The following is a 13,276-nucleotide window of genomic DNA, read 5'->3' as shown; positions in this document are numbered from 1 at the left end:
CCGGCCCGGTTGGCCCGGCGTTCCGCCGTTGTTCGGCCAACCTTCGTCGGCCCTTCCTCGACACGACGCGGCGCCGCCGCCCGCCGGTCACCCGCCGCGGGTGTCCTGACGGCGTGAGGGTCGCGATCGTCGCCGAGTCGCTCGCGCTGCCGCGCGAGCGCGGCAGCGCGAGCGCCGCGGGCCGGCCCGTGCGCGCCTCCGCGCCGGCAGCCGATCGTGGCGACGGGCCCGTCGTCGTCGCCCTCGGCGACTCGATCACCCGCGGGGTGGGCGACTGCGTGGACCGGGCCGTGCCGCCGTCCATCGGCTGGGCAGGGCGGCTCGCCGAGCTGGCCGGCGCCTCCCGCTTCGTCAACCTCGCGAGCGACGGCGCCCGCGCCCGCGACGTCGTCGCCGAGCAGCTGCCGCAGGCGCTGGCGCTGCTGCCCGACGTCGCGACCGTCGTCGTCGGCGGCAACGACGTGCTGCGCTCCGACTTCTCCGCCCACGCCGTGGCGCGCGACCTGTCCACCGCCGTCACCGCCCTGCGCGACGTCGGGGCCACGGTGGTGCTGGCGCGGCTGCCCGCGATCGGGCTGTTCGAGGTGATGCCGCCGGTGGTGCGCCGGGTCATGCGGGACCGGGTGGCCGCGGTCAACGCGGTGGTCGACGCCGTGGCGCGGGCGTCGCGGCCGGGCACGGTCTCGGAGCTGGGCGCGCTGCGGGCGTCGCGCGCCGCCCCCGGGACCGACCGGGGCCCGGGCATCGACGACGGACGGGGCCGCGGCGGCGTGGTGGTCGTCGACGTGGGCGACGCCGCGCGGCTGGCCGGGCGCGCGGCCTGGCACGCCGACCGGGTGCACCCCTCCCCGGCCGGGCACCGGGCGCTGGCGGCGGTGGCGGCCGTGGCGCTCGACCGGGCCGGCGTGATCGTGCTGCCCGAGCTCCCGGCGGCTGCGGCGCCGGCGGCGGCTGCGGCTCCGGCTGCCGAGGCCCCGTTGTCAGCACCAGCGCAGGGCATGGCCGGCGCTGGTGCTGACACGCCCGTGGGGCGCGGGCTGGTGTCAGCACGAGCGCGGGGCATGGCCAGCGCTCGTGCTGACACGCGGGCCCGGGCGATCGCCGAGGCGCGGGAGCTGCTCGGCGCGATGGCGCCCGGCCCGGCGGCGCCGTCGACCGGCGCGCAGCTCGCGTGGCTCGCGCTCGCCGGGCTGCCCTGGTGCGTGCGGCGCGGCCGCGACTTCGTGCCGGGGCTGGTGCGCGCCGTCGTCGACGACGCCCGTGCCCGGCGCCGCGCGCCGGCCCCGCGCCCGGTGGAGATCCGTGGCGGGCGGCTGCCCGTCGTCGACGCGCCGGCGCTCGACGGGTCCGCGCCGCGGCCGGCGGCCTAGCGGCACCCGACGCCGGCGGCGGAGGCACCGACGGCGTCAGGGCCGCTCGGCCAGCGCCCCGCGCACGAGCGTCAGCAGCTCGGCGTCGTCGACCCCCAGCTCGCGGGCCTTGCGGACGACGCTGCGCACGTCGTCGAGCAGCGTGGCCGCGACCGCCTCGGCGGCGCGCCGGGCGGCGGACACGTCCTCGGTGATCACGGTCCCCGCGCGGCGGCGCGACCGCACGACGCCCTGCGCCTCGAGCTCGCGGTACGCCCGCTGGACCGTGCCGACGGCGACGCCCAGGTCGCGGGCGAGGTCGCGGGAGGCGGGCAGGCGGTCGCCGGGGCGCAGCGCGCCGACCGCCACGAGCGCCGCCACCTGCGCGCGGACCTGCTCGTAGACGGGCGTCGCCGCGTCGAGGTCGACCCGCAGCTCCGTGGTCACGCCCCGCCCCCGACCGTCTCGGGCAGGGGCCGGCCGGCGACGGGGCGGGCGGGGAGCGCCGTCACGGCCACCACCACCGACCCGAGGCCGGTCGCCAGGCCGACGACGGCGGAGGAGGCCGCGGCCACCGGGTGCCCGGCGCTCAGCAGCGCGACGGCGGCGGTGAGCATCATCAGCGCCAGCGCGCCACCGGTCCAGGCCTGGACGCCGGCCAGGAGCCGGGCGGCGCTCGTGCGGCGCACGGCGTCGTCCTGCTCGGCCGGCACCACCGCCAGGGCCGGGCGACGGGTGATGACCCGGAGGGCGGCCACGGTCGCCGCGAGGACGACCGCCAGGGCGAGGCCGACCGGGATGCCGAAGACCCAGCCCGGGTACGGGCCCGACTGCCCCCACTCGACGACCGAGCCGTCCGGACCCAGCACCGACTCCTTGGCGACGGCGCGGCCGTCGTCGGTGCTGGTGACGCCGTAGACGACGACGGCGACGATCCCGAGCGCGACCGTGGCGGCGAGCACCGGCAGGCGCCGGCCGGCGACGCCGACCACGGTCCGCCGCGCGAGCGGAGCCCGCCGCACCGACCCGGTGGGCCGCGGCCAGAACCGCTCGCCGACGCCGCGCGCGACGCAGAGGACGACGGCGCCGAGGAACGGCGAGGTGAAGCGGGCCACCTCGCCGAGGTCCCGCGGGATGCCGAGCTCGACCTGCCAGACCACCATCACGACGCCGACGGCGGCCACGGCCGCGCACGTCGAGACCAGCGCCTCGTGTCGGCGCGCGGACTCGAGCACCGCGTCGGTCGTGGCCGCCGGCCGGTGGCGCGCGGTCTGCACCAGCAGCACCACGATCGCCACCAGGGCGACGACCAGTGCCACGACCAACAGGGCGAGTGCCGCCATCATGCCTCCAATGAATCAATGTGTTGACTCATTGAACCATGCGTCGGGATGCGTCGGCAACGCGTCGGCGGCCCAGAGACCGCCCGCCTCGCACCGCCGCACCGCCGCTCCGCGCGCGTGGCCCCGGCGCCGTCGTTAGCGTCGACGGCGCCGAGAGAAGCGCCGAGAGCACGAGGGGGCACCATGACGATGGAGGGCAAGGTCGCGCTGGTCACGGGCGCGGGGTCGGGGATCGGGCGCGCCACGGCGGTGCGCCTCGCGCGCGAGGGCGCCACGGTGGTCGCGCTCGGGCACCGGCAGGAGAGCGCGGACGACGTCGCGGAGGAGATCCGCCGTGACGGCGGCAAGGCGCTCCCGGTGGCCGCGGACGTCGCGGACGCCGCCGCGGTGCGCGACGTGATCGACCGCGTCGAGCAGGAGCTCGGCCGGCTCGACGCCGTCGTCGCGAACGCCGGCGTCAACGGCGTCTGGGCACCGCTCGAGGAGCTGGAGCCGGAGGAGTGGGACAGCACGATCTCCACCAACCTCACCGGCACGTTCCTCACCGTGAGGTACGCCCTGCCGCTGCTCGTGCGGCAGGGCGGCGCGGTCGTGGTCGTCGCGTCGATCAACGGCACCCGCACGTTCAGCAACTCCGGCGCGTCCGCCTACGCGACGAGCAAGGCCGGCCAGGTGGCGTTCGCGCGCATGGCCGCCGTCGAGCTCGGCCCGCGCGGCGTGCGGGTCAACTCCGTGTGCCCCGGCGCGATCGACACCGAGATCGACGACAACACCGAGCAGCGGAACACCGAGGACCTCGGCGTGCCGGCCGAGTTCCCGGAGGGGCAGATCCCGCTGACGGGCCAGGAGCCGGGCGTCGCGGCGCAGGTCGCCGACACCATCGCCTACCTGGTGTCGGACGCGGCGAGCCACGTGACCGGCACCGAGGTGTTCGTCGACGGCGGGCAGTCGCTCATCGCCTGACGGCGCCGCGCCGGCGGCCGCGGCCGGCGCGCCCCGCTCGAGCGTCGGAGTTCCCCGGCTTCCGGGCCTGGTTCGCCGGGAAACTCCGACGCTCGGCGTCGTCCCCGCCCTCGTGCGGACGTGGGCGCGGGGCACCGGCCACGCCCGCTCAGTACCGTGGTCCCATGTCGACGACCGCGGTCGGGCCCGCCGAGGACCGTGCGAGCGCGGTCTACCGGTACGTGCGGCTGATCGCCCTGCTCCCGGCCGTCTGGCTCCTCCTGGCGATCTTCGTCGTCTGGGCCGTCCGGCACGAGGTCCTCGAGTCCATCAGCGACTACTACGGCGGTCCGCTGCGGGACGTGTTCGTCGGCGGGCTCATGGCCGCCGGGATCTGCATGGTGGCCTACAAGGGCGACTCGAAGCTCGAGGACTACGCGCTGAACTTCGCGGGGGCGAACACCTTCTTCGTCGCCCTGGTGCCCAACTCCTTCCCCCAGCTGCTCGCGACCGCCAGGGCCGCCGAGGCCGCAGGCCTGGAGCAGGCGGTGAGCAGCGCGGAGCTGCTGCAGAACCTCCGGATCGCCGTGGGCACGTTCGTGCTGCTCGCCGCCGTCTTCGTCGTCATGGACATGACGTTGATGAGGTGGACCCGCTTCCGGCTGAGCGAGCAGACCACCCTGGCGAACGTCCTCATCGGGATCTCCTGGCTGGCCGAGATCCTGCTCGTCGTCGTGGTCGTCGCGATGGTCCTGGGCAGGGAGGTGCTGCTCGACCGGTCGATCTTCGACCTCGTCCACTTCGCCGCCGCGGGGCTGCTCGTGCTCAACCTCTCGTTCGCCGCGGCGAGCCACGCCTTTCCCGGCAGGCTCCGGACCGCCGCCGACAGGCCTGCCGACACGCGCGCGGGCAGGCGGTTCTTCCTCGGCATCACCGTCGCCATGTGGATCGGGCTCGTGGTCGGCGGGCTCTGCATCTGGCGCGACGTGCCCTACGCGGTCTTCTGGACCGAGGTGTGGGAGCTCGCGCTCTTCCTCGTCTTCTGGATCGGCGCGACCCGTCGCGAGTGGCGGCCGGCGAGGGCGTGACGCGCCGAACGAGCCGACGGCGCCCCGAGGACGCGCCGAACGAGCCGACGGCGCACTCGTGAACGACGAAGGGCCCCGCACCAGCGGTGCGGGGCCCTTCGGCTGGGCGAGCTCGGCACTGACCTGCGGGGAAACCGTGGCATCGGTTGGATGGCGTTCCCTGTGGAAGCACCCGTCTGGACGCCAAAGCGGAGGGTAAGTGGAGACCTCTACGAGGTGGGGACACTGCGAGGCGCTGTACCGACAGCGGAGCACGAGAGGCGGTCGGAGCCCCGGGGCCCAGGGTGGGCGCAGCCCATCGCGTAGCGACGCCGAAGGCGCCCTTGACGTGGGGGTGGAGACGACCGGATGCTCGGCGATCGGTGCTGGGCCGGACGGCAAGACGATGCGCGGAACTCGAATCTGCGTGGTTGGGCGAGCTCCCGGCGATGCCGTAATGGGCGACCAAGCGTGAGGCGGTTCCGAGATGTTCGGAGCCGCCCTTGGTGCGCTTCCCGGTCCCTACGTGGCCCAGATCAATCGGCTGCTTCGACCTTTGCGTGTGTGGTGGCCGCAGCGATGACCTCAGTCAGAGCGCTGTGCAGGGTCTGCAACTCCTGCAAGCTCATGCCCAGGCGGTCGATGATCGTGGCCGGGACGAGTTCGGCCTGCTGGCGAAGCGCCTGCCCGTCGGGGGTCAGGGTGACGGCGAGAGCGCGTTCGTCCGTCCGGTCCCGCTCGCGCCGGATGTAGCCGATCGCCTCCAGACGCTTGAGCAACGGAGACAGGGTCCCGGGGTCGAGCAGGAGCAGCCGGCTGAGCTCCTTCAACGACAGGGGGGCGTGCTGCCACAGGGCGAGCATGACCAGGTACTGGGGGTGCGTCAGCCCGAGCGGCTCGAGGACCGGGCGGTAGACCGCCACCACGCTGCGCGCCGCGATCGACAAGGCGAAGCAAACCTGTCTCTCCAACGCAAGGGGGTCAGATTCGTCACTCACGTCGCTCATTGTCAGGACCTTCCCCGCATGGGATACGCTCCAATTCTTGGTGCACCAAGGATGCAAGAGTAACGCGAGCAGCAGGGATCGTGGCGCAGTCACTCGGCCGAGCCTTGAGCCAGAGACCAGAGGAGAGGACGTCCGACATGGCGGACCAAGTCAACGAGCCGCGCGAGGACTCGGCCGCAATCGAGGAAGGACAAGGGGTGAGCAGCGGCAAGAGCTCAGCGCCCTCGGCGCCCGTCCCGTTCAAGCACACGCGCTGGGAGCGGTTCAACCGCCTCATGTACCGGGTGTTCGGGCCGGCGCAGACCGGGTTGCCGCCTTACGCGACCCCTGAGGAGCGCGAGCGCTTTCGGCTGGCGAACCTGCCCGAGAACAGGCGGCCCAGCTCCGCACCGCCCGGGTACCTGCTGCGGCAGCACCGGGACGGCCAGGGCCGCAGGCATCACTACATGGTCCCGGACACGGGCACCACGGCGAACAAGTCCTCGGAGCAGGCACCATCCGACTGAAGAGGTTTGATACCGCTCGCCAGGCTCGCAACGTGATGTCGCAGGTCATGATGATGTGCGTCCGTTACGGCGCGGCGCCGTCCAATCCCGTCCGCGACGCCGTGACGGTCCGCAAACCGAAGCGCGACGAGGTCCGGACGATCGCGCTCGAGGACATCGACTGCTGCGCAAGGCCGTGCGGCAGTGGGAGAACAGGCCAGCTCTCCGTCGAGGCCGCCGCAACATCACGCTGCTGCCGCAGATCGCCGACACCATGCTCGGCACAGGCGTACGAATTGGCGAGTGTCTGGCGCTGCGGGCATCAGACCTCGATCTGGACGCCGCGGTCCCGACACTCACGGTGACAGGAACCGTCGTAAGGGCGAACGGGCGGCTGATCCGCCAGCCCAAGCCCAAGTCGGACTCCTCCCGGCGCACGATCACGCTGCCGGACTTCGTCGTGACAGCGGTCAACGAGGCGCTCGACCTCGGGCTCGACGGCGGCCCGGACGACCTGATACTTCCCTCCACGAAGGGCACGCCGCGATCTCCGGGCCGCGTCCGAGATCAGCTCCGCGAGACTCAGGCGGGAATCAGCACCAAGGTGACGCCACACGACTTCCGGCGCACCGTAGCGACCCTGGTAGCGAACAGCACCACGGTCGCCAACGCGACAGCACTTCTCGGCCATGCCGGCGAGGCGACCACCGTGCGTCACTACGTGAAGCGGACCCACATCGCTCCGGACCTCCGCGTCATCATCGACATGCTCGTTGCGCAGGCATCGACGGACACTCGCGCAGAGGGCAAAGCGCAGTGAATGTGTAGTGCGGGGAACGACGAAGGGTCCCGGATCCGCAGAATTCTGCGGTCGGGACCCTTCGATCGGCGGTAGCGGTGGGATTTGAACCCACGGTGGACTTTCACCCACACACGCTTTCGAGGCGTGCTCCTTAGGCCGCTCGGACACGCTACCTCGCCGGTCACACCGGCCGTCCGAGGATACCCGGTCACCCCTTCTGAACCAAAAGCGACGCCGGACGGTCCGGCCAGCAGCGCTTCCCGGCGCGCTCCACGAAGCCGTGCGCCCGAGACCTGCACGGATCCCGACCGGGTTTCCCAGGCCCTGTGGAGGCGCGCCCCAGGGCGGCACCGGGTCGGTGGGATGAACTCCGGGTCAACACCGCATGAACACCCGGGGCGCGAGCCCCGGGCCGACCCCCTCGGAGCACCGCATGCCGCCGATCCTCCTGTACGCCGTCGACCTCGTCGCCGTCATCCTGCTCACCGTCGTCTACTTCCGCCGCCACCACCGCCGCGACCTCGTGGCCGCCTACCTCGGCGTCAACGTCGGCGTGCTGGCGGTGGCCTCGGTGCTGTCCGCGAGCGCCGTCGCGGCCGGGCTCGGCCTCGGGCTGTTCGGCGTGCTGTCGATCATCCGGCTGCGCTCCACCGAGCTGTCCCAGACGGAGGTCGCCTACTACTTCGCCGCGCTCGCCCTGGGCCTGCTCGGCGGTCTCGGCTCGGCGGCCGGCTGGCTCGGCATCGCCGGGTCCGCCCTGGTGGTCGCCGTGATGCTGGTGGCCGACCACCCCCGCCTGATGGCGCGGCACCGCTCCGAGCTGGTGGTGCTGGACCGCGCGATCGCCGACCGCACCGCGCTCGTCGCCCATCTGGAGCAGCTGCTCGGCGGCCAGGTGCGCTCCCTCTCCGTGCAGCGCCTCGACCTGGTCAACGACTCCACGTGGGTGGAGGTCCGCTACGAGGCCCGCGCGGCGCAGCCCGTCCAGGCCCCGCAGCACGCGGCCGGGGCGGTGACCCGGTGACCGGCCCGACGGGAGGCCCGACGCACGGCCCCGCGGCCGCGGTGACCGCACCGGTCGCCGGTGCGCCCGCCGTCGGCCTCGACGAGCTGACCGCCCGCGCCGGGCTCATGACCCGCACCGACCGCAAGTACGTGCTCACCGCCGACGAGGCCCGCGGCCTGCTCGCCGCGCTCGCCCCGGCCGCCCGCGTGCTGGAGATCGACGACGAGCGGGACTTCGGCTACGAGTCGACCTACTTCGACACCGTCAGCCTCGCGGCCTTCCGGCAGGCCGCCACGCGCCGTCGGCGCCGGTTCAAGGTGCGCACCCGCCGGTACGTGGACACCGGCGCGTGCTTCGTGGAGGTCAAGACCCGCGCGGCCCGCGGCGTCACCGTCAAGGAGCGCCTGCCGCATGACGACGACGCGTCCCTCGGCGCCGGCCGCGGCTTCGTCGCCGACCGGCTCGCCGCGGCGGACCTGCCCGACCTCGCCGCCGCGCCGCTCGTCCCGACCCTACGCACCCGCTACCGGCGCACCACGCTGCTGCTGCCCGACGCGCGGATGACCGTCGACACCGGGCTGGTGTGGACGCTGCTCGACGACGCCGCGCCCACCGCGCAGGCCGCCGCCGGCGACCTCGTCGTCGTGGAGACCAAGACCGGCTCCGCCCCGTCCGCCGCCGACCGCCTGCTGTGGCGCGCGGGCCACCGCCCCGACCGCATCTCCAAGTACGCGACCGGCCTGGCCGTGCTGCGCCCCGACCTCCCCGACGCCCCGTGGCGCCGCCTGCGCCGTCGTCACCTGGCCGACGTCGTCCCCTGCCCCGCCTGAGCCCGAAGGACGTCCCATGAACGCTCGCACCCGCCGCACCGCCCGCAGCACCGCCCGCAGCACCACCCACCGGATGGCCGCCCTCACCACCGCCGGCACCCTCGCCGTCGCCGCCCTGACCGGCTGCAGCGTCGCCCAGGGCTCCACCGCCACGAGCGGCACCGGCACTGGGACCGGCACCGAGAACACCTCCGTGGCCAGCTCCGTCGGCCAGACCGCCCAGGAGGTCCTCGACGCCAACCTCGCCTACTCCGAGACCGCCGCGCTCGCCGACGAGACCTGGGACGCCGCCGACGAGGTGGCCGTGACGCTGTCCGGCGACTCCGCCACCGCCGGCGGTGACGGCGTCACGGTGGACGGCTCCACGGTGACGATCACCGCGCCGGGCACCTACCGCCTCTCCGGCACGCTCGACGACGGCCAGGTCGTCGTGGCCAGTACCGCCGACGGCGTCGTGCGGCTCGTGCTCGACGGCGCCGACGTCACCAGCACCACCGGCGCCGCGATCGACGTGCAGGACGCCGACCAGGTCGCCGTCGTCCTCGCCGACGGCTCGACCAACCGGCTCGAGGACGCCACCACCTACGCCGACACCACCTCGGAGAACGCCGCGAACGCCGCGCTGTACTCGACCGCCGACATGGCGATCTCCGGCACCGGCGCGCTCGAGGTGGTCGGCAACGCGGACGACGGCATCACCGGCAAGGACGGGTTGGTGGTCGCGGCCGGCGACATCACCGTCACGGCCGCCGACGACGCCGTGCGCGGCAAGGACTACCTGGTGGTCACGGGTGGCACGCTGTCGCTCGAGGCCGGCGGCGACGGCCTGAGGTCCGACGCGGACGACGACGCCACCGCCGGCTACGTGGCGCTGCTCGGCGGAGAGGCCACCGTCCAGGCGGGGTCGGACGGCGTGCAGGGGTTCACCGACGTCGCCGTCGTCGACGGCACGCTCACCGTGACCGGGTCCGAGGAGGGCGTCGAGGCGGCGGTCATCGCCGTGTCCGGCGGCACCGTGGACGTCACCGCCACCGACGACGCCTTCAACGCCACGGTGAAGGAGGCCGAGGAGTCGACGGACGGGTCGACGACCGACGCCTCGACCGACACGTCCGACGACGCCGCCGCCGATACCGGCCAGGGCCCGGGCGGGGGCGGCGGCGACATGTCCGCCCAGGAGGGCGCGTCGCTCACGATCACCGGCGGCAGCGTGCACGCCGTGGCCGGGGCGGACGCGCTCGACTCCAACGGCGTCGTCGAGGTCTCCGGCGGCACGAGCCTGCTGGAGGTGCCCGCCGGCTCCGGCGGCGGCGAGGGCGCGATCGACGCCAACGGCACGGTGACCGTCTCCGGCGGCACGGTGCTGGCCACCGGCAACGCCGCCACCGGGCAGGTGACCGGCAGCGCGTGGGTCGGCACGACGCTCGACGGCACGGTCGCGGCCGGCTCGTCGGTGACCCTGGTGGCCGACGACGGCACCGAGCTGGCGACCTTCGCGCTCACCCAGGACGCCGCCTCGATCGCGTTCACCAGCCCGGACGTCACCTCGGGCGCCACGTACACGGTGCAGGCCGACGGGCAGACGCTGGCCTCGGCGGCCGCCGAGGACGGCCTGTCCGGCGGCATGGGCGGGGGCATGGGCGGCGGCGGACGGCCGGGCCAGGCCCCGGGCACGGGCACGGACACGGACACGGACACCGGAACCACCGCCGGCACGTCGGCCTGAGCCCGGTGCGGGTCCCTGGCGGTCCGAGACAGACCCCTCTGTCTCGGACCGCCAGGGACCCGCAGCGCGCGGGGCCGTTTCACCCTCGGCGCACGGTGGGGCACCTCACGGCGAGCCCGCAGGCCCGCGAGTACGGTCGAGAGCGTGCAACCCGTCCCGCGGCCCCTCGCCCCCACCTACCAGCAGCGCACCTGGACGCTGCCGGAGGACGCGGTGGTCCATCACGGCACGGTCGAGGACGCCGCCCGCGTGCTGCGCGGGCTGACGGTCACCGCCCTCACCGGCGCAGGGGTCTCCACCGACTCCGGCATCCCGGACTACCGCTCCCCCGAGTCCCCGCCGCGCAACCCCATGACGTACCAGCAGTTCGTGGGCGACGAGGCGTTCCGCCGCCACTACTGGGCGCGCAACCACGTCGGCTGGCAGCACGTGCACCGCACCTACCCGAACGCCGGCCACCGCGCCCTGGCCGCGCTCGAGGAGCGCGGCGTCGTGCACGGCCTCATCACCCAGAACGTCGACCTGCTGCACGAGGACGCCGGCTCCCGCCACGTCATCGACCTGCACGGCCGCTACGACCGGGTCGTCTGCCTGCAGTGCGGCCGGGTCGTCTCGCGCGCGCACCTGGCCCAGCGGCTCGAGGCGCTCAACCCGCGCTTCCTCGACGAGGTCCTGGCCGGCGGGCTGTCGGTGGAGGACGTCGAGATCGCCCCCGACGCCGACGCCGTCATCGAGCGCACCAGCCACTTCGTGCCCGCACCCTGCGAGTTCTGCGGCGGCGTCCTCAAGCCCGAGATCGTCTACTTCGGCGAGACCGTGCCGCGCGAGCGGGTCGACCGCGCCTACGCGATGGTCGACGAGGCCGACGCGCTGCTGGTCGCCGGCACGTCGCTGACCGTGATGAGCGGGCTGCGGTTCGTGCGGCACGCGTCGAAGGCCGGCAAGCCGGTCGTCATCGTCAACCGCGGCGAGACCCGCGGCGACCCGCTGGCCACCGTGAAGGTCGACGCCGGCGTCTCCGAGACGCTCACGCGCCTCGCCGAGCTCCTCTGACCCGCCGGCGCTGACCCGCCGGCGCCGACCCGCCGGCGCCGACCGGCGCTCGCCCACCTGCGCTCGCCCGACGGCGCGGTCCCGCCGGCCACCGGCGAGGCCCGCTCGCGACGCCCCGCGGCCCCCGGCAGGATGAGGGGCGCGCGGCGGCCCGCCGCAGAGGCCCCCGAGGAGGTGCACGTGGACGACGCCGTCGTCGTCGGCTCCGGCCCCAACGGGCTCGCCGCCGCCGTCACGCTCGCGCGGACCGGGCTGCGCGTCACCGTCCTGGAGGCGCGCCCGACGCCGGGCGGCGGCGCCCGCACGCTGGACCTCGGCCTCGCCGGCGGCGTGGTGCACGACATCTGCTCCGCCGTCCATCCCATGGGCTGGGCGTCGCCGTTCTTCGGCGCGTTCGACCTGCGGGCGCACGGCGTGGAGCTGCTGACGCCCGAGGTGCAGTTCGCGCAGCCGCTGCCCGGTGGTCGCGCCGCCGTCGCCTACCGCTCGGTGGAGCGGACGGCGGAGCGCCTCGGCCCCGACGCCACCGCGTGGCGCGGCCTGCTGGGCCCGCTCGCGCGGCAGTGGCGCGAGTCCACCGCGCTCGCCCTCGGCGACCACCGATCGCTCCCGCCGGGCTTCCGGCCGGATGCGGCGGTGCGGTTCGGGCGGCGCCTGCTCGAGCAGGGCACGGCGGCGTGGAACCTGCGGTTCCGGGGCGACGAGGCCGCCGCGCTCGTCACCGGCGTCGCCGCGCACACCATCACCCGGCTGCCGTCGCTCGCGGGCGCGGGCACCGCGCTGCTGCTGGCGTCGCTCGCCCACGCCGCCCCCGAGGGTGCCGACGGCGCGCCCGGGCGGGGGTTCGACGGTGGCTGGCCGATCCCGCGCGGCGGGTCCGGCGCGATCGTCGCGGCGCTGCTGGCCGACCTCGAGGCCCACGGCGGCACGGTGGTCACCGACCACCCGGTGCGCAGCCGCGCCGACCTGCCGCCCGCCCGCGCCTACCTCTTCGACACGCCGCCCAGCACGCTGCTGCAGGTGGTCGGCGACGCCGTTCCTGAGCGCACCCGCCGCGCGCTGGACCGCTTCCCGCGGGGCGCCGCCGCTGCGAAGGTGGACCTCGTGCTGGACGGCCCCGTGCCGTGGGCCGACCCCGAGGTGCGCCGCGCCGGCACGGTGCACGTGGCCGGGACGCGGGACGAGATGGTGCGCGCGGACGCCGCGGTGGTGTCCGGCCGGCACGCGGAGCGGCCGGTGGTGCTGGTGAGCGACCCGACGGTCGTCGACGCGGGCCGCGAGGTGGGCGGGCTGCGCCCGCTGTGGACGTACGCGCACGTGCCGGCCGGCTCCGACGTCGACGTCACCGAGCCGGTGGTGGCGCAGATCGAGCGGTTCGCGCCCGGCTTCCGGGACGTCGTCGTCGCCGCGCGGTGCACCCCGGCGGCGCAGATGGAGCACCACAACCCGGCCTACCTCGACGGCGACATCTCCGGCGGCTCCGTGACGATGTGGCGGATGATCGCCCGCCCGACGGCATCGCTCGACCCGTACCGGGCCGGCGGCGCCTACCTCTGCTCGTCGTCGACGCCGCCCGGGCCGGGCGTGCACGGGATGGCCGGCTGGCACGCCGCGCGCCGGGCGCTGCGGCAGGTGTTCGGCGTGCGGGTCGCGCCGCTCTAGCCGT

13 protein-coding genes and 1 tRNA gene are annotated in these 13,276 nt (G+C 74.9%); 10 read left to right on the top strand and 4 right to left on the bottom strand.

Going from position 1 to position 13,276, the window contains the following annotated elements:
- Positions 1-113: 113 nt before the first annotated feature.
- The gene (locus tag U5M74_RS05860; RefSeq protein ID WP_410907032.1) at positions 114-1,370 is read left to right on the top strand and encodes a GDSL-type esterase/lipase family protein; all 1,257 of its coding nucleotides are present in this window, start codon (positions 114-116) and stop codon (positions 1,368-1,370) included.
- Between the two features lie 36 nt (positions 1,371-1,406).
- Here the strand turns inward: U5M74_RS05860 and U5M74_RS05855 are convergent, their stop codons facing one another.
- Positions 1,407-1,796 carry a GntR family transcriptional regulator gene (locus U5M74_RS05855; protein ID WP_410907030.1) on the bottom strand — a complete coding sequence of 130 codons (390 nt, stop codon included), beginning with the start codon at positions 1,794-1,796 and terminating at the stop codon, positions 1,407-1,409.
- Complete coding sequence (locus U5M74_RS05850) at positions 1,793-2,692, bottom strand: hypothetical protein (RefSeq protein WP_410907028.1); 900 nt, start codon at positions 2,690-2,692, stop codon at positions 1,793-1,795. Before U5M74_RS05850 ends, U5M74_RS05855 begins: the two co-directional genes overlap by 4 nt.
- A 183-nt stretch (positions 2,693-2,875) precedes the next feature.
- Here U5M74_RS05850 and U5M74_RS05845 point away from each other — a divergent pair, with 183 nt between their 5' ends.
- Together U5M74_RS05845 and U5M74_RS05840 are read left to right on the top strand one after the other, a co-directional pair.
- Positions 2,876-3,655 (top strand): SDR family oxidoreductase, encoded by a 780-nt coding sequence (locus tag U5M74_RS05845; protein ID WP_410907026.1) that lies wholly within the window; start codon positions 2,876-2,878, stop codon positions 3,653-3,655.
- 164 nt (positions 3,656-3,819) lie between these two features.
- On the top strand, positions 3,820-4,722 hold the full coding sequence (locus U5M74_RS05840; protein ID WP_410907024.1) for a hypothetical protein: 903 nt from the start codon (positions 3,820-3,822) through the stop codon (positions 4,720-4,722).
- 515 nt (positions 4,723-5,237) lie between these two features.
- Here the strand turns inward: U5M74_RS05840 and U5M74_RS05835 are convergent.
- Entirely contained in the window at positions 5,238-5,708 is a 471-nt protein-coding gene (locus U5M74_RS05835) for a MarR family winged helix-turn-helix transcriptional regulator (protein ID WP_410907022.1), read from the bottom strand.
- 137 nt (positions 5,709-5,845) lie between these two features.
- Here U5M74_RS05835 and U5M74_RS05830 point away from each other — a divergent pair, with 137 nt between their 5' ends.
- Positions 5,846-6,214 carry a hypothetical protein gene (locus U5M74_RS05830; RefSeq protein WP_410907020.1) on the top strand — a complete coding sequence of 123 codons (369 nt, stop codon included), beginning with the start codon at positions 5,846-5,848 and terminating at the stop codon, positions 6,212-6,214.
- A 175-nt stretch (positions 6,215-6,389) separates the two neighbouring features.
- The gene (locus U5M74_RS05825) at positions 6,390-7,013 is read left to right on the top strand and encodes a site-specific integrase (protein WP_410907018.1); all 624 of its coding nucleotides are present in this window, start codon (positions 6,390-6,392) and stop codon (positions 7,011-7,013) included.
- A gap of 69 nt (positions 7,014-7,082) precedes the next feature.
- On the opposite strand, the gene U5M74_RS05820 is transcribed toward U5M74_RS05825, so the two are convergent.
- Positions 7,083-7,169 (bottom strand) — tRNA-Ser (locus U5M74_RS05820).
- Positions 7,170-7,428: 259 nt separating this feature from the next.
- On the opposite strand from U5M74_RS05820, the gene U5M74_RS05815 reads away from it, so the two are divergent.
- From U5M74_RS05815 to U5M74_RS05795, 5 genes are all read left to right on the top strand, one after another.
- The gene (locus U5M74_RS05815; RefSeq protein ID WP_410907016.1) at positions 7,429-8,019 is read left to right on the top strand and encodes a DUF4956 domain-containing protein; all 591 of its coding nucleotides are present in this window, start codon (positions 7,429-7,431) and stop codon (positions 8,017-8,019) included.
- Entirely contained in the window at positions 8,016-8,831 is an 816-nt protein-coding gene (locus U5M74_RS05810) for a VTC domain-containing protein (RefSeq protein WP_410907014.1), read from the top strand. Before U5M74_RS05815 ends, U5M74_RS05810 begins: the two co-directional genes overlap by 4 nt.
- Positions 8,832-8,847: 16 nt before the next feature.
- Positions 8,848-10,557 carry a carbohydrate-binding domain-containing protein gene (locus U5M74_RS05805; RefSeq protein ID WP_410907012.1) on the top strand — a complete coding sequence of 570 codons (1,710 nt, stop codon included), beginning with the start codon at positions 8,848-8,850 and terminating at the stop codon, positions 10,555-10,557.
- A gap of 144 nt (positions 10,558-10,701) precedes the next feature.
- Complete coding sequence (locus U5M74_RS05800; RefSeq protein ID WP_410907010.1) at positions 10,702-11,610, top strand: NAD-dependent protein deacetylase; 909 nt, start codon at positions 10,702-10,704, stop codon at positions 11,608-11,610.
- Between the two features lie 132 nt (positions 11,611-11,742).
- Positions 11,743-13,272, top strand: a complete 1,530-nt coding sequence (locus U5M74_RS05795) for a phytoene desaturase family protein (RefSeq protein WP_410907008.1) — start codon at positions 11,743-11,745, stop codon at positions 13,270-13,272.
- Positions 13,273-13,276: the final 4 nt, after the last annotated feature.

The sequence above is a fragment of the Puerhibacterium sp. TATVAM-FAB25 genome (assembly GCF_046535855.1).
GTDB lineage: Bacteria > Actinomycetota > Actinomycetes > Actinomycetales > Cellulomonadaceae > Puerhibacterium > Puerhibacterium variabilis_A.
This window is presented reverse-complemented; position numbering and strand designations above follow the sequence as displayed.